We start from the raw sequence: 21,160 nt of genomic DNA, 5'->3' as shown, positions 1-21,160 counted from the left end.
CCCTGCCACACCAGCCGCGGAGGCGGCTGGTATCTACGGAGGAAGTATGCGGCACGACCCACATGCAAGCGTCCCTGGCGTGAGGGGCGACGATGAGGTGGTTGGTGGCGTTCAACCCTCCGCATCCCTCTCGCCCTGGTGTACCAGTTCGTTCTTCCATGACCCTGGCTAGGCACGCCATGGCATGGACGGATGCAGGCGGTAATGGTATCACCCTCACGGCGTTCGCCTAGCCGGTGGGCGTGCTTCGATCACGAGCCTGCCGCTTGCCGTGCGCGTGAGGAAACAGGCGTCCAGGCGATCGGCCAGATCATCAAGGCCCTGCGTCCGTAGATCGTCACGGAGGCGACGCAGGGCGTGCTCGTCGACGCCGGTGATGATCGTGGGTTCGACCCAGTGGAGGCAGCGTCCATTGACGAAGAGCGGGCTTTCGAGGAGCGGCATGAGGGTTGCCAGTTCATGCATTCGTTGCGCACGTCGGGTGGCAAGCGCTTGGAAGCGCGGTTCCAGGTCTTCCATCAACTCACGAGCTAGGGCGGCTGCGGCTTCGTGAGCGGTCAGCATGTCATCTTGCCACAGGCCAAAGGGACTGGTGGCGGATGAGTCATCAGCGGGCCAGCATGGTGCGGTCATGGGGGCGACTCCTTTCGTTCCGACCACCGCGTCGGTCAGGCGCTGGTGGGATGCCTCGCCGACGCGGGCGCAGCCCGTGCGGTGGGCACATGTGCGCCTGGGCGCGGGCGCGGCTTGCCGTGTCCTCCCCTGACCGCACCGGCGGGTGCGGTAGGCCCGTGCTGGATGCGATCGCTTGGGAAAGGACGCGGCCATAGTGTGGCGGGGAACATCAGGTGGTCATGGTGGAAGCCAGCGTCTGTGAGACCAAGAGCGGGCTCAACATGCTATACTCTAGGTGAGGAAGAACGATCAGACACGTTAGGGGTTTCTTGCGCAATGGCTGCACGAGATATTTTTCATCAGGCTGTCAAACAGGCCTTGATCAAGGATGGCTGGATCGTTACCGCTGATCCGTTGGTTATCCAGATCGGGAGGAATTGATCTCTACATTGATTTAGGCGCAGAGAAACTCCTCACTGCTGAGAAGGATGGCGACGCCATCGCAGTTGAAATTAAAAGTTTTCTCGGCCCATCATTTATCAGTGAATTCCATACAGCTTTGGGTCAATTCCTGAATTATCGCTATGCACTGGCGCAAAGGAAACCAGCGTATGAGCTCTTTCTCGCTGTGCCCGTTGATGTGTATCAGACATTTTTTACCTTGACCTTCACCCAGGGCATTCTTACGCAATATGCGATCAAGATTTTGGTCTATAACCCTGAGACTGAGGAGGTGCATCAGTGGATAAAGTAGCGCAATATCGAGCCTACATCCAGGATATCCTCACCGAATATGCTCAATATCGCCCATCCTATGGCGATATTGAGGTTGAAGTGATCATGGATCCGCTTCATGATCATTATCAACTGGTTACGGTTGGCTGGAATGGGTATGAACGCATTCATGGGAGTCTGTTGCACCTGGACATTAAGCAAGGAAAAATCTGGATTCAACACGATGGAACCGAGGAAGGGATTGCCAACCGTTTGGTTGAACAGGGCGTGCCCAAAACAGATATTGTCTTAGCCTTTCACAGCCCGTTTCGTCGGCAGTTCACGGGTTTTGCGGTTGAGTGACCATGAGCGAGCGGAGGATCACCCAGCCGGGCACGGCACGAGTGCCGTCCGTTGGCGTGCGGCCACGCTGTCAGGCAGCGTGGCCGCACGGTCGGTCAGGCTGTGCGCCGCTGGCGCGCCCTGGGCGAGCGGCGCAGCGCCATGGCGACCTCAGCGGCATCAGCGGCGAGGGCCTGCGCCCGCTCGGTCTCGCGCTGGCGTTGCGTGGCGAGCCAGGCCTCTTGCTCCGCCTGCCGCGCCGCGTTGCGTCGCGCAAACTCGTCAGGGGACACCTCGCGGCGACGGGCATAGGCCACGAGCGCCTCGACCGAGGCCAGCGCCGCTCGGCGGCTCGCGCCACCCGCCCCGCTGAGCTTGGCATTGTAGGCGGCCTCGATCTGCGCCAATTCGTGTTCCAGTTCGTCGTTGTAGGCGGCGTCAGCACGATGCACAAAGGCATCGTATGTCCAGCGGTCGGTGGGGTTGTCTGCCTCGGCGTCGTCGTCCCACCAGGGTCGCTGCGGACGCGCGGCCTGGGCCAGCCGGGCAAAGAAGCGGCGGGTGCCCGCCTGGTGTTGGATCGGTGGCGCCTGGCGCAGCCCTTCCGCCGCGGTCTGCTGTGGGCTAAGCACGGCCGTCACGCCAAAGCCGCGCAAGGTCTGGTCAGCGGCCTGCACGGTGCGCTCACGGATGTGCGCGGCGGGGTGACAGTCGAGGTGTTGACGTTGGAGCACGGCATGGTAGCGGTGCGCCGGCTCACGGCCGGTAAAGAGCACGGTGACCAAACGACAGCGGGCGGTGAGCGCTCCGGGCGGCGGGGCGGTGAGGGTAACGGTGTGCCAGTGGATGCCAACACAGAAGCCAATCTCTTGGACGGCCACGGTCGCGAGGTGGTTCATGGTTGCACGAATCTTCATGGGGTCTCCGTAACAGCACAACGCTGACGCCCAGTGCGCCAGCAGGTGCCTGCGGCCCCCACCGCCGCGCTTCCCGAGCCGCCGGCGCGAGCGCAGCCAGGCGGGGCGGCCTCTCCCAGGCCTGGGGGCACAGCCGCCGCCCCGCCGCAGGTGCGCCGCTTCCGGCGAGCGAGGCGCAAGGTGGTATGCTGCGGAGCCCTGCTGCACGCACCTTCCCCTCCTTCCGGGCGGGGCGTGGGGGGCCTGGTCACCCGCCGCCTCGTGACCAGGCCCCCCACGCAACGATGGGGGCGGGCGGGGCCGCCTGCGGCCCGCCAGGCCCGGCCCGCCCCCTGCCATGCGCCCGGCCCGGCGGGGGTGGGTCCCGCATGGCGGGCGGGTGGCGGCAGCCCCCGTGACCATGCTGCCGCAGGCGCACCATGGATGGCGCGCGCAACGGCAGCGGTGGGTGAGCGTGGCCTGGCCTGAGCGGTGCGTGGGCCTGGCTCGTGGGTGAGGTCGTGTGGCGTGGGGGCCTCGGCATCAGGTTGCGGGGTTTCTCGCCTGGCCTGATCGGTGCGTGAGCCTGGCTCGTGGGTGAGGTCGTGTGGCGTGGGGGCTCGGCAGTCAGTTGCGGGGCCACCAACCTGGCCTGGGCTTGAGCCTGCCAGAGAGCGGCACCTCCGTTGGGGCAGGCCACGCGGCAGCGTCGTCCGCCGGATGGCGGCGACCACCCTGCGCAGGGGCGCAGGTGGGGCGGGCGGGCTCGATGCCTGCCCGCCGCACAGCAGGCCGCAACCATGTGCGGCCTGCGGTTCCCCCTGTGGTGCGGCATGAAGCCAGGTGTCTACGGGTGAGGCGTGGCCGCCAGTGATCGCTCTGTCCTAACAAAGATATGCACTGACCATGTGCGGATCAAACCACCATCACGGCAGCGGGTGAGGACGAAGGAGGCGCAGATCTTCTTCCAGCTACGCCACATGGTACAATACGCGCATGGTTTGTGATCAGCATGACCCAAGCAAGCCGATGTGCTCCTCATGGCGGTGATCAGCCTGGCTCGTGCCGTGACGACAGCGATCATGACGGCCATGATCGAAGCATTGGGGGGCAAGCTCATCGAGCGCTCGTTGGCCCCAGCAGCAACCATTCCGGTCACACGGCCCATGATGGCTGATCGATGAGCTTGAAATCTGGTCAGAACGTTCCCTCGGATTACGGCCGCAAGCATGAGGCAATGATGGCGCAGTCACGCCGAAACGAAACCTTTGGGCGTCTCTTGAGTGGTGCGATCAATAGTCTTGCGATCTATGAGGGTAAGACCGCACCCAGGGTCGAGGAGGAGCTTGGGGTGCAATTGGGTGTGGCCGGCAAGACGATCCAACGCTATAAGGCGGGCTACCTGCCACCTGATGCCGAGGCCATCACGCTGCTCGCAGAGACCTTGATGCGTCGGGGCTACCTTGGACAGGCCTGGCTGGAACGTTTTCTTGAAAGCGCGCGCGCTCCTTTTGCCGCGCAACTGGTCGCGCGGCTCTGTCCACCCACGCCTGAACGCGCGCGTCCGCCCCGGATCTATGCAAATCTGCCTGCGCCCACCTATATGCAGTTCGTGCCCCGTCCCCAGGCTTTTGCGGCCGTGCTGGAGGGTCTTCAGCAACGCACGGCTGCCGTCCTGCTGGTGGGGTTGGGCGGGAATGGCAAGACGAGTCTGGCCCGGGAAGTTGCTGCCTGTGCCTTGCAGTCACTTCACCCCGAACTGTCGTTTGATGCCATCGTCTGGATTAGTGATAAGGATCGGCCCGGAACGACAAACGTGAGCGTCGTGCTTGATGTGGTAGCCCATACGTTGGATTACCCGGCACTGACCCAGTTGAGCCCGTCAGAAAAGCAGCACGAAGTCGAGCAGTTGCTCCGACGCCAACGCACCTTGCTGGTGGTTGATAATGTCGAGACGATCACCGATCAGGCCTTGCTGCACTGGTTACTCCGGTTACCGGAACCAAGTAAGGCCCTTTTGACTAGCCGCGAGCGTCATCGGGCACTCTGGGGGAGTTGGTTGATCGAATTGCGAGGCTTGACTGATGCTGAAGCCCAGGCATTGATTGTGCAGCGGTTGCGGGCGCTGGGGTTGCCAACCGTGTCTGAGGCTGCGTTGGCTCCACTCGTCGCGGTGACTGGAGGCAATCCGAAGGCGCTTGCGGTTGCGCTGGGCTTAGTCAAGTACACGCGACGCAACCTCCCTCAAGTCATCGATGATCTTCACGCCGCACGTGGCGATCTGTTCGAAGATCTCTTTCGTCGGGCCTGGGATCTGCTTGATCGCGCGGCACGTCACCTGCTCCTTAGTTTAAGCCTCTTTCCCGATAGTGCTGCGGCTGAGGCGCTCGCCGCGACAGCTGAGGTGACGGGATATGAGCTTGATCGAGCGCTCGAACGCCTGGTTGATCTCTCCCTGCTTGATGTGCAGCAGGTTGATGTGACCCTGCCACCACGCTATACCCTGCATTCGCTGGTGCGCGCCTTTGCCGCCGCCCACTTTCCCGTGGAACCAACCTTTGCCCAACATGCTGCGCGTGAGCGCTGGCTGCGTTGGTATGTGGCGTTTGTCGAAGGCGCAGGGGCGTCACGTTATGACCAGGAGAGCTTCGCACGCTTTGCGCCGGAACAGGAAGGCACGTTTGCGGCGGCGGTCTGGGCCCATCAGCATCACTACCACACCGAAGCACTGACGTTGGCGCGGAAAGCGAATTACTTCTACTACGTGCGCGGGATGTGGGATAAAAATGTCATCCTCAACCAGATCGGGGCTGAGGCGGCACGGGCGATGGACGATCCGCGGCAAGAGTTGCTGATGCTCGCCTATTCCGTTCAGCGTCTGATGATGCAAGGACGCCAGGCAGAAGCTGATGCGCAGATGGCACTGATGGAGGCTCGCCTCGCGACGACAGCCTTGAACGATCACGATGGGGTGGCACATACCGTCCGTCATGCCCTTGCTTTTTCAGCTCTGATGCGGGATCAGCTTGACGTCGCCCAAGGCATCTGGGAAGAGAACCTTGAGCGCTCCCGGCAGATGGAGGTGCCGACGTATCAGATTATTACGTGCCTCTGGCTTGCCCTGGTGTATCAGTGGCAAGGGCACCCCACGCAGGCCTATCGGATCGCTGAACATGCCCTTGGCGAAGCGGAACAGGCCGGGTATACCCGGGGAGTTGTCAGTCTCCAACTCCGCCTTGCCGCGCTTGATCTCGATCGCCAGCAGCTTGAGGGAGCTGAGCAACGGATTCAAGCGGTGACGGCAACCGCGCTTGCCTTCGATGATCGTCCTAATATTGGGCGCATCGCGTATCTGATCGGTCAGCTTGCTGCGCTGCGCCAGGATTATCCGACTGCCAGACAGTCCTTTGCGGAAGCTATTGATCATTATCAACGGTTGGGCTTAGTGCGTGAACTGGCTGAGGCCCAGCAGGCGCTGGCTGCATGTCACTGAACAGGTGTCCCAATATTCCGTCACCCTGCCATCAGCACAACGATGAGGAACAACACCAGGAAGAGCAGGGGCAAACACCCGGTTCCATGCGCCTCTGCAGGCACCACCTGAATGGCGATAATCTGGGGCTGCTGTGGACGCTGAGTCACCAGATGCCAGGCAGTGGTCATCAGAACGGTAGCGACCAGACCGACGAGAAGCAGGGTTTCCATTGGGTACCTCCAGGCTCTACACACATGGGCCTACCTGTATTACACTACCAAAACACGCGCATATGTCCCCAACCCGTGCAGGAACGTTCCGTAGTCGGCGTGCGAACATTTCCGCACCTTATGCGGCACCATTCCGCACCATGACCATGATCGTGTAGGCTCCGTCATGGGTTCCACCCAGCGTCAGCGTGATCCCAATGACCCTTGACGCATACCTATCATGCTGCGCGGCGCGACGGATCTACCCGTCGACCACCACAGACCGTCAGCGCAGCGAAGGCTGATCATGCATGAGGCTCAACGGGCAATGCATGGGATGAGGGAGACGATGGCCTGATGAAACAGCGGAACGAAGCCGTTGGGCGTCTCCTCAAAGCTGGCTTTGCTCGCATTGCCAACGGTGAGGGAAAAACCGCAGCCGTGGCCGAGGACGTCTATGCTTCTCGCAGCGAGATATTTCCTGCTCTCTTTGTGCGTGCATGGTCGTTGAATAATATACTTTCCATCACTAAGCGTAACCGCCGTCGATCGCCGTCCGCCTGATGGCCCGCCCACGCGGGCCGTGCGCTCCCGCCCCCAGGAGCGTGGGTTTGGGCGCGGCGGGGGCGGGCCGGGGTGGGGGCAGGCCAGGGTGGGCAAGGACGGGTTCAAAAGGACGGGTTCAAAAGGACGGGTTCAAAAGGACGGGTTCAAAAGGGATCTGGTTGCGGGGTGCAACAAGGGGGCGTCATATGACGCTCCCTCACTTCGAACCAGGCATCCCGTCGCGCAGCACCTCCGCAATGACATCGCCGTGGCATGGCAGCGGGGCGCACCAGCAAACGAGCCGCAGCGGGTGCTGGTGCGCCCGCGCACGGAGCCGTTGGAGTTCGTCGTAGACGCGATTTCCCGGCCCGGCGGCCACGTGCGTCTGCAACCAGGTGCGGTAGCGCGCAATGACTTTTGCCCGCGTGCCGTCGCGTCCGATGACAAAGGGGTTGCCAAGCGGCGAGGGTCGCCCGATGTAATGATCGCCTGGCTGCGCCGTGATCGCCCGTTGATGGACAACCGTGATCCGTCGATGCTGTCCCATCTCAGTGTTCCTCCTGATCGCCAACCGCCCCTCTGGCGGCAGATCCAGCGTGCGGCCTCATCACCACCGCAAGGTGGTACCCGTTGGAGCACGTGCGCCTTGCGTGACGCCGAGCGACGCTGGGGCGAGCGAGTCGCGTTGCGGCGAGCGGGTGATCGCCCTTTCGCCCGTTGTTCCCTGTGCCCACCACGGCATCTGATCGCGGCCCAGGTGCCCTGCTGGCGCAGTGCGCGGCCCTGCGCATCCGCCTGGCGTGCCTCGCTGCGGGTACCCTGCGGTCTCCCTGGAAGCGCAGCGGGGACTGAGCCTGAATAGGGCCTCTGCCCGCGATGCGTTGGCCCCCGCTGCTGCCCTGGGGATGGCCCTCAGAAGTTGGCTGAAGAGGGTGTGGATATGTCCTGGGAGCGCGAGTGGCTTGCCCACGCTCCCAGGATAGCGCACGACTCCTTCGCCCGATCAGGGCTTTTCAGCCAGCCTCTCCGGTCTCGAGGCTGACCTGGCCGGTCATGCCCAGGCTGACCGTGCGAGCGGATGAGCCACTTGCGCGGTCGTGGACACCATCAAGCTGCCTGCGGTGCGCGACCGATCAGGCAGCCCCAGTCCGTCGTGGCCTGTACTGGATGGCCTCGGCCACGTGTGCTGGTCTGATCGCCTCGGCCCCTGCGAGGTCGGCAATGGTACGGGCGAGCCGGAGCACGTTGTGGTAGGCGGCGGCAGAGAGCGCGAGTTGGCGCATCGCAGCTTTCAGCAAGCTCTGGCCTGCGCCGTCGAGGGTGCAGTGGGTACGGATATCAGCCGGCCTCAACTGGGCGTTGACCCGCCAGCCATCGCTGCCCCCGGCGCGCTGGGCCTGGATGCGCCAGGCTGCGGTCACCCGCGCACGCACCGCAGCCGAGGCCTCTGCCAGCCGCGAGGTGCTGAGGCGCTCATAGCTCATGCGAGGCACCTCAACGTGGATGGCCCAGTGCTCTCGGAGGTGCGCGGGGAGCTTGGCCTGCCAGCGGGCGATCAGGGCCGGTGAGCAGTGGCACACCTGCGCGGCATCGCCGTGCCAACCGCAGGGGCACGGGCGCGTGGTGGCGACCAGCATCGTGTTGGCAGGCACGTTCGTCGTGCCGGTCGCGGTTGCCAGGGTGACCACACCGGTGTCGAGCACCGACACCAACCGGGGCACATGCTTCGCGAAGGCGTGGAGGTGACACTCCGCACGCACTAAAGTGCGGCGGCTTCTTGCGGTTGCCCGCAAGCCACTTGCCCCGTGTCCAGGGGACTACGCAGAACCCGCACGTTGTACGGGATACGATACGTTGTGCTTCCGGTAGGGCAGATGCGCCCTGGTTCCCCGTGCTGCTGCACCGACAGGATATTGACTGCGCCCACCCCATCCCGGTGTCCGCTGAAACCACACTGCCCACAGGTATAGACCCTGCCGCGTGGTTTGTGCCGGCACCCGCACGATGGGCATGTCTGCGATGTGTAGCGTTCGTCGACCAGTTCCGTCTGGATACCTTCCGCTGCGGCCTTGTAGGTGATGTACTGCCGCACCTTCCCATGCGACCAGTTTGAGATTTTCTGATTGCTCTTCTTGCCGAGCTTGACCTTCTCAGCAGCGTCGCGCACATCTCCGATGGCAATCGTGCCTGCCTCCATCGCCACCGCCGTGTTCACCACCTCCCGCGACACCTTGTGCTCCATATCGCGGGTGCGCTTCGCCTGCTGATACAAAAATCGGTTGATACGCCGTTGCAAGCGCTTCCACATGCGGGAGCCACGTTTGCAGGTGCTCTGCCGTTGGCGCAGTTCGGCCAGCCGTTTGGCGGCGTACTGACGCTGACTGCGCAGTGCTCGGCAGGTGACCACCACGGTGTCGTGCCCATCACTCACCGCAGCCGGGTGGACTTCCCCCAGGTCTACCGCAACGGTGGTGGTTCCTGGGGCTTCCTTCGGCTGTGTGCCATGCTCCACCACGATGTGCCAGAAGTGGCGGCGCTTGGCCTTGTCGTAGACCAGGCGCACTTCCCGGATGTCCAGTACGTCGCGCAGATGTTCCGGCAGGGTGATACGAATGGACGGCTGTCCCCGTGCGCGTGCCAGGAGCAGGGTATCGCCCTCGCGTCGGATGCCGGTCTGCTTCCAGATAGTGGTACGGAACTTCTTGCGGCGATAGGGGAAGCGGGTCTCCAGTCCCGCCTTGCGGCAAGCTCGCGTGGTTTTACACGCTTTGTAGAACCCCTGTTGGGCCGCATCTACCGAGTGGGCGTGTAACAAGGTGGGCTGCTCGGCATTGGCCCTATCGTTCCACTTCTCAGCGCCGTATTGCGAGAGCCAGTGCCCGTGCTTGCGATAGGTGCGCCAGTGAAACACGGCAACCTGGGTGTAGCGTTCCCCACTGGCGCGGTTCAGGGCATCAGCTTCGGCGCGATTCACGTGACACGGTTCGATGTGGGTTCGGATCATCACATCCCTTTCTGCGCTTCAAGATAACGCTGAATGGTTTCCTGCGACACACGACCAGCCGTGCTTACGAAATAGCTCCGTGTCCAGAGAGAGGGCAGTTTTTGTAGCACGGCATACTTCTGCCGCAACTCCCGACTGGTACGTCCTTTCACCAGCTTGAGAACATCTGCTGCACTGGTAGACGGAAAGACCTGCACAAACAGATGGATATGGTCGGGTTGAATTGCGAGTTCCAGGAGTGACCAACCTTGTTCGGCACAAACCGCTTCAATCAAGATACGGCACTCCTGTGCAATGGCTCCGGTAAGGACGGCCTTGCGCCGTTTTGGGCACCAGACGAGATGATAGACCACGAGATGCACCCGATGCTCATCACGCTGATAGTGAAGATTGTAGGTTTTGTTGTTGTAACCAACATTCATATCTACAATATAGCACAAATGTTCAGCAAACACAAGGGCTGAAGCCTGCGAGAAACCCGCCTAACCACTGCCACTAAAGTGGCGTGGCTTGCGGCGGGTTTATATCGTCATCGAGGATGAGAACGCCGCCGTCGGCCTGGCTGACCAGGCCCGGACGCACCACGCGACCAGCCTGGTTGCCAAAGAGCGTCCTGGCCGAGCAAGGTACGCTCGGGGCATACACGGGGCGGGACGATGCCTCGGGGCCTGGCGGGACAATGCCCCCGATCGCGCGGGCCAGCAGGCTCTTGCCGGCTCCAGGGGCACCGGTGAGCATGATCGCATGCCCACCGGCGGCGGCGACTTCCAGTGCTCGCTTGACATGCTCCTGGCCGCAGACGTGCTGGAGATCAACCGGCGGGATCGAGGCGGACACACCATCATTCATAGGGGGCTCCTTTCAGGTCAGGCTTTCATGATCGCACGCCCCCCACACCGCGCCACGGGCGCGGTACGCTGCCGCTGCGGCTGAGGACGGTGTTCAGGAGGCACGTTGGGCGCGAGGTCATCGAGGAACTGCCCATGCAGGCCTCGTTGGCGTCGTTGGTGACGGGTGCGTGTTATGCGACCCTTGCGGTGGAACCGCAAGGGTCGGGCCTCCCATCGTTGCCCCATGCGCTCCTGCTACCTGGTCTCCGCACCGAGATCGGCATAAAGGGTTGGCAGATCTACCATGATCCCGCCTTGCTCACGTAGCAGGGTGTGGGCCTCAGGCGTTGCCCCAGCTCGGGCAAAGAGCGCCGGTATGACCCGCCACCCGGCACCTCCTTCCGGCAGTGCGGCAACGGTGTGGGGGATGGTGTGCTCCATGAGATGACGCACGAGTTGGCGATTGATCGCATCGGTGCTCCATTTGCATTCACCGATCAGGATCGTCCGTTCACGCCAACTCACCGCCACCACATCTGCCTGCACGCTGCGACTCCAGTGGCTCCCGATCACCTCAGGTGCACATGGGAGCGCCCCACGCATGCCTTGGGTGAAGACCCACGTGCGCGCCAGTTCTTCCCAGGCCGTCTGCCCCACAAAGGCCCGGAGCCCGGCTTGGATCTGCGTGAGCACCTGATCGGGTTGATAGGTAATCTCGGCCTGATGCGGCCGGAGGAAGCGGAAATAAAACCGATGGAACGGATCGATCAGGTGATACCGCCCCTGCTTGGAGCGTGCCTGCAAGGCTGGCGGGACAGTGGCGGGGATGCGCCGCTCAACCAGCCGCAACTCCTGCAGCACGCCCAGATACTTGGTGAGGTTGGTTGGAGCGATGATCGTTGCATTGGCGATCTCCTTCAAGGCATGCGCACCCTCGCCAAGCGCGTTCAAGACGGTCAGATAGGTACGGATATCACGCACCTCGTCGGCCAGTAACAGTTCAATTTCAGCCAGGGCCATGCTGATCGGTGCGAGAATCGCCTGACGGATGTTCGCACTCAGCCCGACCTGAGGGCGAAACCAAGCGAGATACTGAGGGACGCCACCGAGGATCGCATAAGCAGCCACCTGAGCCTCAGGACTCCAGTCAGGAAAGAAGTCGCGCAGGGCACCGAATGGCAGGGGTTGGAGATAATACTGAGCGGTGAGACGCCCAAAGAGGGGTGTTTGGCGACTGAGCAGCGTTTCCATGGTGCGGATGTGGGAGCCGCAGAGCACGAGGATCAGGTTGCGCTGCTGGAAATGCAGATCCCAGGCATACTGGAGTGCGGAGAGCATGGCACCATCAGCTTCGACGGCCCAGGGCAATTCATCTATGATGAGGATGCGGCGATCATCACGGACAAGGGTCGCCACATCGTCCCACAGATCAGACCAACTGGCGAAGGCCGGGCCAGTGGCGGAGGGCGGTCGTCCGCGGAGGATCGCAGCCAGGCGGCGCCGCTGCAGTTCTGCCGACTCCTTCTGGGCCATCCAGTAGCTCCAGGGGAGGCCACTGCGGCTTGCCCACTCGCGTAACAACGCCGTCTTGCCCACGCGACGACGGCCGTAGAGCAGCAACAATTCACTCCGCTCGCGCTCAAGCAACGTCTGGAGCATGGCTAATTCAGCGGTGCGATCAACAAACACTGGTCACCTCCCGGCAAAAGAGACATCGCTTCAGTATTATACTCGTGCAATGTCTCTTTTGCGAAGGCGCACGTACCAGGGCCAGCCACCCGCGCACGGCGAGGCCCCGCTGTGATGCTGTGCACCTGTGGCGGCGGCGGTATGACCGCCTTCGCGAGGAGTACTGCCTGATGCGGCCACTCGGGCTGCGTGGTTCCAGCGGGGTCTCAGGCTCAAGATCGTTGCACAGCAAGGCCCCAAAGCGTTGATCGCTGGATTGGATCGATCGTCTGGCGAAGCACATCGGTGCATGCAGCGCAGGCGCTGCTGACGCTTCGACCCGAAGCGACCCGCCTGATCCTGTATCTGCACGATGGGGTGCCGACAGACGAACCGGCGGCCATGGTGAGCGCGACGGTCGCGACGGTGCGGCGGCAGGGCACGCTCGTGGTGGGCGTGTATGTTGGCCCCCAGGAACATCTGGGGCGGCTGGAGGGCATTTTCGGCGCCGCGGACACGCTCGCGGTGGCGCGGCTGCGCACGTTGCCGCAGGCGTTGGGGCGGGTGCTCCAGCGAGCGGCGGCCACGCGGCGGCGCGGACGCTGACCGAAGCAGGGCTTGGCCCTGCCGTGATCGTGCATCGTTCCCACGCACCCCCGCTGCTCACCGCGCTGCCTAGCGCGGTGGACGGCGGGGGTGTTTTGGTGTCAGGGGGGGCTGCACGGGCAGGGTCGGCCCGCCACGGGGTTGCCTGGACGCAGCGGAACGCAGGCCCACGCCCACGCCATGGCAAGCCGCGTTGCCAACGCCCGCGCAGCAGGTGACGCAGCGCTCACCGGGCGCTCCCGTGCGGTCGCGGACGTCCTGGTTCACGCGGGCTGTAGGAATCTGCACCAGCCAGCCACCGTGAGTTGGAGGTGCAGGCACTGCATCGTTTCGATGCGATGGCCCCGCCGGACACGGAAGGTGTGGAGGCGAGCGGCCAGATGCTCGTGGCGCTGGATGCGACGCAACTGGGCATCGGTCTGGATGCCGAGCGCTTGGCATCGGTCGCTCTCGACGATGAAGATCGCCCTAGCTTGGTCGCGTACGGTTAGGCACGGTAGATCGAAGCGCATAGCATGATGACAACCTGTTCGACAGGCGTGGGTTCAGTGAGCTCCGTAAGAGTTGGTTCGAGGTTACTGGCGAGGTTTACCAGGGCCTCGACCTCGAAGAAGATAGCTCCTGCGAACAGTGCCGCAACTCATGGAATGGCCATGCGAGTTGCATAACGGTCAAACGCTGTGTGCAAGCATCGAGCGAAGACGACGGCGCAGGATCTGGTACTCATCGCCGTCCACGGTGCGACGCCGCAGGCTTTTGGCGAGACGGGTGGTGGGTTACAGGAAATCCTTCTGGTGATAAGCGCAATGCGGGTACGTTGCCAAACGACGAGGCTCGGTTGGGCACGGATCGCGCAGCAGTCGGTGCTGCGCGATCCGTGCCCATGCTGCGCAAGGGGCCTAGCGACGAACTATGGGCAGGAAGACTGTGAGCGCCTGCGGCTGCGTAGCAGGGCTATTTGTGGGGTAGCGCGTATCGGAAACGATTGCAGAGATGTTGCCGCTGGCATCACGGAAACGAGCAGAGATCACCTCGCCAATGGGAGCCTCAGCGAAGGCCGCGAAAGGCTGCCATGTCGCTTGCTCCATGGCGTCGGTCCAGATAAGCATGTCGGTCATTTTCGCAGCAGAACTCTCGGCACCGAGCTGAATGGTCAGCGTCGTATCGTTCGAGCGATACAGCTCCAGTGAGCCCGTCACCGCTGAAGATGTTGGCAGCGCTGCGGCCTCAACGAGTGTCAGCGCTTCAGACGACAACTGCCCCCCCTCGTTTACGGTTGCACTAACTGGCTGTGCTTGGAACGAGAGCGGCGTATTCCCGTCTACTAGTGAGCCTACGCACTTCTTTTGGCCTGCATACACGAGAATGTTGTTAAAAGACCAGCCGTTATACGCACTTAAGCGCATATTGGCCCCATTGAGCGGCCATGGATCGTGGATACTATAGTTACCAGCGCTTGTTCCACTGCCGCTGAGAACAACGACCCAGTGCTGATTCTGGCCTTGGGTCATACCCAGAAGCACAGGGCCGTTGGCTTGCACCGCTTGTGCGAGGCGTGCCCAGCTAAAGCCATCGTTGCCAACTAAGGTCGCCTGGCTTCCGCTGCAGCTTGCGCCCACTCCCCAGGAAAAAGGACAGCCACTCGTGCCCATACAATCACTGAGCGAGGCAGGATTCAGGTTTGCGCCATAATATTTGAAGACCATCGCTGCTGAGGTCAGCGTACAGCCGCACTTCCCAATCGTATTGCAACTTGCTGAGCATTCTCCATCGGTGCGTAGCGGATGGTTGGCCCAGCCGGGATCACGCTGAGAGAAAAATGGCACAGCACAGCTTGGCGATGGATTCGGTGGAGCGAGCAGATCGGTGGAGACATAGACGCCCTGGTTGCCGAAACCAACGACATCAGCCTTGCCGTCGCCATTGGCATCGGCCATAAGGCGCAGATTGCGATCAGTGCGCCAGCCGCCGGCGTAGTAGCCATAATCGAGAATGGACAGCTGTGGCGGGCTGAAGCTAGATCCAGTAGATAGCGCGACATAGACGCCCTGGTTCCCAAAGCCGACAATGTCAGCTTTGCCATCAGCATTCACATCAGCAAGCATGCGTGGGTGTTGATCAATCCGCCAACCACCAGCGACATAGCCAAAATCATTGATCATAAGCTGCGGCGGATGAAAGCCGACTCCACTTGCGAGCGCCACATACACCCCATCACCACCAAAACCAACAATATCAGCCCGCCCATCGCCATTCACATCAGCGAGCATGCGCAGATGCTGCTCAGTACGCCAGTTGCCAGCCGTATAACCAAAATCGTTCACTGCGAGCATTGGCACGGTGAAACCTTCCCCGGTAGAAAAGGCTACATATACGCCGACATCGCCAAAACCAACAATATCAACTCGCCTATCACCATTTACATCGACGAGCATGCGTGGATGGCGATCAATCCGCCAGCCACCAGCCGCGTCGGCATAACCAAAGGAGTTTTCCAGTGTGAGATACTCAGGTTCAAAACCCGTCCCCGTCGAGCGCGCAAGGTAGACACCATTATCGTGAAAGCCGACAATATCGGCTCTCCCATCGCCGTTCATGTCGCCCAATAGGCGCAGATGACGATCAACCCGCCAGCCGCCAGCGGCGAGATCATAGCCAAAGTGCGTGTGATAGTTTTGAGGTCTGAGAAATCCGGTTCCCGTAGCACTGGCGACATAAACCCCGCTGTTCCCAAAGCCGACTATATCCGCTTTACCGTCGCCGCTCACATCGATGACGGTGCGCACATGCTGATCAACGCGCCAGCCACCCGCTGTAAACCCAAAATCGTTGACCTGAAGTTGGGGCGTTTCAAAGCCGGAGCCTGTTGATCGCGCCACGTAAACCCCGGCCTCGCCAAAGCCAACCAGGTCAGCTTTACCATCTCCATTCACATCAGCCATCATGCGTGGGTGCTGATTGATGCGCCAGCTTCCAGCTACAGCATCATAGCCAAGATCATCAACCCAGCGAGTGACTGAGAGCAACTCTCCAACAGTGGAGATCACGCTTGGCGGGAGGGTCGCTGTGGCGACTGGCATTTGATGAAAGAGGGACCCGATTAGCCGTGCAACGATCAACAATGCTACAAGGCTCGTCAGCTTGCGAAGGGGCGTGGTGCGATTCATGGGAGATCCTTTTGGTGATGAATAGGCTACCGAAAGGTATGAGCGTTAACCCTCTAATCTAATGGAGTGAACCTATCGCCAGAGCTTTTTCCTTGGCTGAGCCGATACCGGTCTAATGTTAGCGAGGATACGGTAAGAATGTTACCTGCGTGCAGTGAGAAATTAGAAAAAGAGGGTGTAAACTGCAGGAGCTTCAGAGCCTGCTGAAAAAGTTCCTTGATCGTTTCGTTCATCGTTGCCATGCACACCTCCGCTGCTCATTGCGCTGTCTGGCGTGGTGGTCGACGTGGGTGTTTCGGTGTGGGGGTGCGATGCACGGGCGCTGTTCGGCCTTGATCCGAGTTTTGTCGCACCAGCCCCATGACGCGACAACGTGGACGTCTGTCATCCTCATGGGGCGCAAGCCTAGACTTTTCCGGTACGAGTTTTTCGTCCGATCTTGGTGCATGGTGTGTTGCCAATACTATAATGTCCATCTCAAGGGGACGCGATCGCTCGATGCGATGAGCCGTGTTCGTCACTGTCACCTGGTCACAGCAAGACCATGCTCTGACGACATACCAGGGTTCACGCTGTATCCACCTTGTTCCACGGTCTAGCTTCATGCGGCTACTGAACCGAAGGTCGGGGCAAGGCCTCCAGGTCTACCTGATCATTGATACGTTCCAGCAATACTGTGGATTGCTGATTTCGTCGACCATGACTTACCGTTCGCTTATTTCTTGAGGTGATTCGGACAAATGCGCAACCAACCGGGTATAACAGGTTTCCTCCAGGCCCGCCAGTGCCAACAGGCGTTGTTGCAGGGCCGTCAGCGGGGTCAGATGGCGGATGATCTGGGTTGGCAGCTCAACCACGGTCAGCGTCAGGTTGCGGAACGCTTCCAGCACGCGCTCCGCCGTGGGCCGACGGGTGCTGCGGTTGGGTTGACCCGCGTACAGGCCCCGCAGCGGTTCCTCCTGCGGGGCGTCGGCCAGGCTGCGCCGGATGCCGTACTCCAGCAGGCTCAGCACGCGCACCGCGATGGTCAGCAGTCGCACCAGGCCGGTCACATGCTGGTCGCGGCTCAGGTAGACCGGGCTGAGCGACAGCGCTGCCCCTTTCAGCCGCCCCATCGGGTGTTCGACCAGGTATTGGTCACGATAGGCCAGCACCACCTGCGTGGTGTCCAGTTCCTCCACGGGCCGGTTCGTCGCGTCGACGCGCCACCCCAGCCGGGCAATGGCGTCCGTGATGGCGGGTTCCACGCGGGCGTGGGTCACCGCCAACGCGTAGGTCGTCTCCTCGCGAGCCGGTTGCCCCCGATAGGCCCGGATGGTACGGGTCTGCGCGGTCGCGGTCAGGGTCACATCCAGCAAGCCCGCCACCGCGTGGCGTTCCCGAATCGCCGCGATCGCGGCCTCCGCTTCGTCGGGCGTGGTCGGGCGTCCCTTGCCCCGGCGGGCCACGAGCAGGTCGTCCAGGTCGGCCTCGGCGTCCGCCAGCCGCCGCTCCAGCGCCTGCTGCTGCCGCGCTTGCAGCGCGGGCGAGCGCACCACGATGCGGCGCTCGGTCCAGGTGACTTCCTCCCGGTCGACCGTGGCGGTCAGTTCCACGCTGCGCTCCCAGGCTTCGGCGTGGAGAACCGGCTGGCCGTGCGCGTCCAGTACGGGCTGCCCGTCGGCGTCCGGGCGGCTGATGCGGCGCAACGGCCCGGCGGCCAGCGCCTGCGTGATCAGGACGTCCACCGCCGCCGCAGACAACTGCAGCTTGCCCAAGGGGCAGAGGTAGGCGTCACCCGCGGAGTGGATATGCGCCCGCGTGGCCAATGGCCCCAGCTTGCTATCGCCGACATAGAGCAGTCCGGTGCGGCCCAGGCTTGCCCGCACGCGGTCAATGATGGGCAGGTACAGCGGGTCATCGCTGCACTGCCCCGGCACGACATCCACCGCCACGGGCATGCCCAAGGGGTCGAGGGTAGCCAGCATGACCTTGACCTGGGGCAGGTCGGGGCGGTGGTCTTTGCGGTGGCCGAACTGGAACAGCCCATCCTCGGTCACCTCCCAATAGCCGCTGGCGGTGGTGCTATCCACGCGCACGGTGGCCGGATTCAGGGCATAGACACGCAGGATGTGCTGGTTGAGGTCGCCCTCGCAGGCGGCCCATGCCGCATCGTCGCTGAGGGCGTACAGCACATCAGCCAGGCGGTCGTCGGTCAGGTCAGTCGGCCGCAACGCGGCGGGCAGCACGGCGTTCAGGGTGGTTTGCAGCTGGTCGGCCCAGGGGCGCACGCGATTGAGCCGATGGTCGGCGCGCGAGAGGATGTGGGCCAGCCAGACCAGCACCATCCAGCCCAGGCTCAACCCCTGATGGTTGCCGTGGGCCGGGAAGTGGGGGTCCAGGATGGTGGGCAGCCCCAGACGTTGCATGTGGGCCAGCAGCAGCGGCACGTCGTCAACTCGTTCCGTGTGGATGGTAGGTTGCGTATTCATACCACGAGCCTACCAAATTCTTCGAACCCTGTCCAGATTTAAGCGAACGGTAAGCATGATGCTGACGTATGTCAGATCCGGGTACCACTGTTGTGGCTATGTTTCATACTGTGAACCGTATGCTGAAGATGAATTGAAGGCTAGAGTTGTTGAAGGCAGTGTTCAACGGCTGAAAGGGGCAAGAGTTCGCGTAGGCTAAAGTGGTAATTCACTGTAACGCCACAGTGCTGACCATCAACGTAATCGCTGAGTGTTGAGCGTCGGCGGTAACGCCGATCACCCTGATAGTGTTGATAGATCTCCTGTAATCTGGTAACAGAATGGCCCCAATAGCCTTCACCAAGACATGGCCGCTGTACTCGCCAAACCAGGAATAGGGGGATGTCTTCTCGCTGATACAAAGTAATATATCGTTTCAGATCACTCAAATTCAGCGCTACTGCTTCATAGGGATGCAGATTACTCTTGGGGAGAAGTCGCTCGATAGACATAAATGCTCGACTTTGTGCTTTCACCTCAACACGCGCTATGATCTTCTGACCTCGAATAATTTCCAGATCTGGAAGACCGTGAATTTCACCAGCGGCCTTGTAGACTGATAGCCCGAGAACTTCTTGGAAGTGTTGGAGGATCCAATCTTCTGCCTGAACCGAAAGAGCAACATCATCAGTAAAGATAAAAGCAGATTTTGATCGTCCATCACATCGTGTTGAACAAATAGCACAATTAAATCGTGGTTGAAAGGTTAAATCGAATTTCATACTGTTCTTCATGTAAGCAGGCTGTGGTTCGTGTCCAGTTCATCAATTGACTGAGAAGTGCGCTAGCATTGTGCCGCGATACATAGCAGCAACGCATGAGGAGGAAGCTCACACCCGAGCTTCGTGTCACCAGCCGCAGGACGTGCGAGCGTGTCCCATGACGGTCATCGTGTGCGCTTCTGCCTTGTCCCAGAAGGGAGTTGTTCTGATGCATAGATAGCGGTGGCACCTTTTCCTCCGGTACGCGCATCGCATCCTGCTGCGATCTTTACGCGAGGCCAATGCCAGCCATGCGGCCAAGATTGGCTCGGACACGCGTACCGGAACGGTTCATCCTTCGCTTCAAACGCATGCTTCCAGGTTGTCTTGCGGTGCGATTGCTCCCTGTACGTGATGCATACGACTACTGACACGCCGTGTGGGGCAAGGCATACAACCTGCACACGGCGCTTGATCCGCGTGGGTTTCGCATCAGCACTCGTTCGCGAACCGCTAGGTTAGACCTTCGTTGCACGCCAGCTTCCATCAGCCGCCCCTTGTGGCCCGGACTCGTAACGGCCCCCGAGCGCGACCGGGTTGCTTGGATTTCCTATATCCCCTTTCCATACGGTTCCGAACGTGTCGATAATCGAGAGCGTATTGCCATTGAGACTCCAATCTCCGTTCCGACTGGGAGCTACATTCCCTGACGTAAACGCCATCGTCGATGTCATGTTGGCCCTGAGGACAAGGGTGCCTTTCCATGCGCCACTCGGTCCGTGCGGATTCGATGACCATCCATCTTGTACACCGTCCGTCTGCCAGTTTCCGACGAGTTGAGTTGTACTTACTGCCATCTCATGACCTCCATGTTCCTCATGTTGCGCGAACATCAAAGGATGCATCTGTCTGAACTGCTGCTCGAACCCCTTGTCTGCAACGTGCAAGAGGCTCGGGGACATGATTCTCGATGGAACGCGCACGTTCTGTGTTTCATCTTGTTGCAGGCTCGACTCAAAGGCTCCAAGCGACTTAATCCGGCCAGTAGCTGACCAGGCGGCCCGCCGCATCATAGAGGGAGCCCGGATCGGACGAGCTATTGTTCCAAATGTTCTCGGGTGGCCCGGGAAAGACGCGACTCTCGTTTGGGGCGAGCACGCCGCCGATGGGATGACGCTGCGCCCCGCGCACACTACACATGATCCAGCCGTCGAGCGTGACGGCGGCGGTGCTGACATTCTGCAACGTGACCGTCTCGGCCCGTTTGTCGATGGCCCGAATGCGCACCGGGACATGCGGTGCGGCGGCGGCGTTGGGGTCGTCAGCACAGTTGTTGAAGCTCGGTGGGAGCTGCGTTGGGGCCGGGGTCGGTTGGGGCGCGGCCGGGGGCGGTGGCGGGGCGGGCGTCGGTTGGGGCGCGGCGGGCGGTGGTGGCGGTGGCGGAGCGGGCGCGGGCGGCGGCACCACCGGTTGTCCCGGCTGGGCCTCCAGCACCTCACGGCCGAGCAGGCCGAGCAGTACGGTGCTCGGGCCAAGCTCGGGATGGGCCTCGAAGCGCCGCCGTTCAAAGAACTGCACCGTGTAGGGGCGGCCTTCCAGTTCCATGGTGAAGGCCCCGGTGACCGGAAGGCCAAAACGCTCCAGCCCGCCCTGGGTCTGCCAGGAACGCAGGAAGGGTTCACAGACGGTTGATCAACGATAATTAGAATTGCCGGTGGTGATCTTTAGAATTGCCGATCCCATCTGCCTCCACGATGACCTACCATGACGCCTTCAGAGGAGGGCGTCATGAAAACAGACCACGAGGTACGACAGATGCGACGAGAACGGAGCAAAGGAAAAACTCAGGAACAGGCGGCCGCGCGGGCCGGCATGAG

At 61.6% G+C, this 21,160-nt stretch carries 18 protein-coding genes and 1 pseudogene; 6 read left to right on the top strand and 13 right to left on the bottom strand.

All coding sequences use genetic code 11. The features are described 5' to 3' along the window. Positions 1 to 216: 216 nt before the first annotated feature. Positions 217 to 633 (bottom strand): hypothetical protein, encoded by a 417-nt coding sequence (locus tag EKD05_RS22335; protein ID WP_129677326.1) that lies wholly within the window; start codon positions 631 to 633, stop codon positions 217 to 219. Between the two features lie 318 nt (positions 634 to 951). Here EKD05_RS22335 and EKD05_RS22330 point away from each other — a divergent pair. Both EKD05_RS22330 and EKD05_RS22325 read left to right on the top strand, forming a co-directional pair. Further along, positions 952 to 1,369, top strand: a pseudogene (locus tag EKD05_RS22330) (XisH family protein). After that, positions 1,357 to 1,692, top strand: coding sequence for a XisI protein (locus EKD05_RS22325; protein WP_129677324.1), 336 nt, complete (start codon positions 1,357 to 1,359; stop codon positions 1,690 to 1,692). The pseudogene EKD05_RS22330 and the gene EKD05_RS22325 overlap by 13 nt, the downstream one beginning before the upstream one ends. 95 nt (positions 1,693 to 1,787) lie before the next feature. On the opposite strand, the gene EKD05_RS22320 is transcribed toward EKD05_RS22325, so the two are convergent. Then, on the bottom strand, positions 1,788 to 2,588 hold the full coding sequence (locus EKD05_RS22320; RefSeq protein ID WP_129677322.1) for a hypothetical protein: 801 nt from the start codon (positions 2,586 to 2,588) through the stop codon (positions 1,788 to 1,790). Positions 2,589 to 3,598: 1,010 nt separating this feature from the next. Between EKD05_RS22320 and EKD05_RS26040 the strand changes: the two genes are divergently transcribed. Continuing rightward, entirely contained in the window at positions 3,599 to 3,751 is a 153-nt protein-coding gene (locus EKD05_RS26040) for a hypothetical protein (protein ID WP_165360896.1), read from the top strand. A gap of 53 nt (positions 3,752 to 3,804) precedes the next feature. After that, positions 3,805 to 6,060 (top strand): NB-ARC domain-containing protein, encoded by a 2,256-nt coding sequence (locus tag EKD05_RS22315; RefSeq protein ID WP_165360895.1) that lies wholly within the window; start codon positions 3,805 to 3,807, stop codon positions 6,058 to 6,060. Positions 6,061 to 6,080: 20 nt separating this feature from the next. Here EKD05_RS22315 and EKD05_RS22310 read toward each other — a convergent pair whose 3' ends face one another. The 7 genes from EKD05_RS22310 to EKD05_RS22280 all read right to left on the bottom strand — a co-directional run bounded on the left by EKD05_RS22310 (position 6,081) and on the right by EKD05_RS22280 (position 12,320). Further along, positions 6,081 to 6,272, bottom strand: a complete 192-nt coding sequence (locus EKD05_RS22310; protein ID WP_129677318.1) for a hypothetical protein — start codon at positions 6,270 to 6,272, stop codon at positions 6,081 to 6,083. Between the two features lie 742 nt (positions 6,273 to 7,014). Next, a complete protein-coding gene (locus EKD05_RS22305; protein WP_129677316.1) occupies positions 7,015 to 7,344 on the bottom strand; it encodes a DUF4326 domain-containing protein in 330 nt (109 codons plus the stop codon). 586 nt (positions 7,345 to 7,930) lie between these two features. Further along, positions 7,931 to 8,518 carry an ATP-binding protein gene (locus tag EKD05_RS22300; RefSeq protein WP_165360894.1) on the bottom strand — a complete coding sequence of 196 codons (588 nt, stop codon included), beginning with the start codon at positions 8,516 to 8,518 and terminating at the stop codon, positions 7,931 to 7,933. A 38-nt stretch (positions 8,519 to 8,556) separates the two neighbouring features. Next, entirely contained in the window at positions 8,557 to 9,801 is a 1,245-nt protein-coding gene (locus EKD05_RS22295; protein ID WP_129677312.1) for an RNA-guided endonuclease TnpB family protein, read from the bottom strand. Next, positions 9,801 to 10,223: an IS200/IS605 family transposase gene (gene tnpA, locus EKD05_RS22290; RefSeq protein WP_129677339.1), complete on the bottom strand. Its 423-nt coding sequence runs from the start codon at positions 10,221 to 10,223 to the stop codon at positions 9,801 to 9,803. The genes EKD05_RS22295 and tnpA overlap by 1 nt, the downstream gene beginning before the upstream one ends. Before the next feature lie 73 nt (positions 10,224 to 10,296). Next, positions 10,297 to 10,650: an ATP-binding protein gene (locus tag EKD05_RS22285; RefSeq protein ID WP_129677310.1), complete on the bottom strand. Its 354-nt coding sequence runs from the start codon at positions 10,648 to 10,650 to the stop codon at positions 10,297 to 10,299. A gap of 236 nt (positions 10,651 to 10,886) precedes the next feature. After that, complete coding sequence (locus EKD05_RS22280) at positions 10,887 to 12,320, bottom strand: ATP-binding protein (protein ID WP_129677308.1); 1,434 nt, start codon at positions 12,318 to 12,320, stop codon at positions 10,887 to 10,889. Between the two features lie 285 nt (positions 12,321 to 12,605). Between EKD05_RS22280 and EKD05_RS22275 the strand changes: the two genes are divergently transcribed. Together EKD05_RS22275 and EKD05_RS22270 are read left to right on the top strand one after the other, a co-directional pair. Then, the gene (locus tag EKD05_RS22275) at positions 12,606 to 12,905 is read left to right on the top strand and encodes a hypothetical protein (RefSeq protein ID WP_129677306.1); all 300 of its coding nucleotides are present in this window, start codon (positions 12,606 to 12,608) and stop codon (positions 12,903 to 12,905) included. A gap of 311 nt (positions 12,906 to 13,216) precedes the next feature. Beyond that, positions 13,217 to 13,396 carry a hypothetical protein gene (locus EKD05_RS22270; protein ID WP_129677304.1) on the top strand — a complete coding sequence of 60 codons (180 nt, stop codon included), beginning with the start codon at positions 13,217 to 13,219 and terminating at the stop codon, positions 13,394 to 13,396. Between the two features lie 408 nt (positions 13,397 to 13,804). On the opposite strand, the gene EKD05_RS26035 is transcribed toward EKD05_RS22270, so the two are convergent. From EKD05_RS26035 to EKD05_RS22250, 4 genes are all read right to left on the bottom strand, one after another. After that, positions 13,805 to 16,072 (bottom strand): FG-GAP-like repeat-containing protein, encoded by a 2,268-nt coding sequence (locus tag EKD05_RS26035; RefSeq protein ID WP_165360893.1) that lies wholly within the window; start codon positions 16,070 to 16,072, stop codon positions 13,805 to 13,807. A 704-nt stretch (positions 16,073 to 16,776) separates the two neighbouring features. Further along, a complete protein-coding gene (locus EKD05_RS22260; protein WP_205704049.1) occupies positions 16,777 to 18,543 on the bottom strand; it encodes a transposase in 1,767 nt (588 codons plus the stop codon). Between the two features lie 140 nt (positions 18,544 to 18,683). Next, positions 18,684 to 19,304, bottom strand: coding sequence for a hypothetical protein (locus EKD05_RS22255; protein WP_129677302.1), 621 nt, complete (start codon positions 19,302 to 19,304; stop codon positions 18,684 to 18,686). Positions 19,305 to 20,315: 1,011 nt separating this feature from the next. Continuing rightward, a complete protein-coding gene (locus EKD05_RS22250; protein WP_129677300.1) occupies positions 20,316 to 20,888 on the bottom strand; it encodes a hypothetical protein in 573 nt (190 codons plus the stop codon). Positions 20,889 to 21,160 lie beyond the last annotated feature (272 nt).

Source organism: Candidatus Chloroploca sp. Khr17, assembly GCF_004138165.1.
GTDB lineage: Bacteria > Chloroflexota > Chloroflexia > Chloroflexales > Chloroflexaceae > Chloroploca.
This window is presented reverse-complemented; position numbering and strand designations above follow the sequence as displayed.

Coding starts and splice junctions, on each gene's coding strand:
- EKD05_RS22260 (WP_205704049.1), bottom strand. CDS start 18,543: ATGAATACGCAACCTACCATCCACACGGAACGAGTTGACGACGTGCCG.
- tnpA (WP_129677339.1), bottom strand. CDS start 10,223: ATGAATGTTGGTTACAACAACAAAACCTACAATCTTCACTATCAGCGT.
- EKD05_RS22285 (WP_129677310.1), bottom strand. CDS start 10,650: ATGAATGATGGTGTGTCCGCCTCGATCCCGCCGGTTGATCTCCAGCAC.
- EKD05_RS22305 (WP_129677316.1), bottom strand. CDS start 7,344: ATGGGACAGCATCGACGGATCACGGTTGTCCATCAACGGGCGATCACG.
- EKD05_RS22320 (WP_129677322.1), bottom strand. CDS start 2,588: ATGAAGATTCGTGCAACCATGAACCACCTCGCGACCGTGGCCGTCCAA.
- EKD05_RS22335 (WP_129677326.1), bottom strand. CDS start 633: ATGACCGCACCATGCTGGCCCGCTGATGACTCATCCGCCACCAGTCCC.
- EKD05_RS22310 (WP_129677318.1), bottom strand. CDS start 6,272: ATGGAAACCCTGCTTCTCGTCGGTCTGGTCGCTACCGTTCTGATGACC.
- EKD05_RS22295 (WP_129677312.1), bottom strand. CDS start 9,801: ATGATCCGAACCCACATCGAACCGTGTCACGTGAATCGCGCCGAAGCT.
- EKD05_RS22255 (WP_129677302.1), bottom strand. CDS start 19,304: ATGAAATTCGATTTAACCTTTCAACCACGATTTAATTGTGCTATTTGT.
- EKD05_RS22315 (WP_165360895.1), top strand. CDS start 3,805: ATGATGGCGCAGTCACGCCGAAACGAAACCTTTGGGCGTCTCTTGAGT.
- EKD05_RS26035 (WP_165360893.1), bottom strand. CDS start 16,072: ATGAATCGCACCACGCCCCTTCGCAAGCTGACGAGCCTTGTAGCATTG.
- EKD05_RS22250 (WP_129677300.1), bottom strand. CDS start 20,888: ATGGAACTGGAAGGCCGCCCCTACACGGTGCAGTTCTTTGAACGGCGG.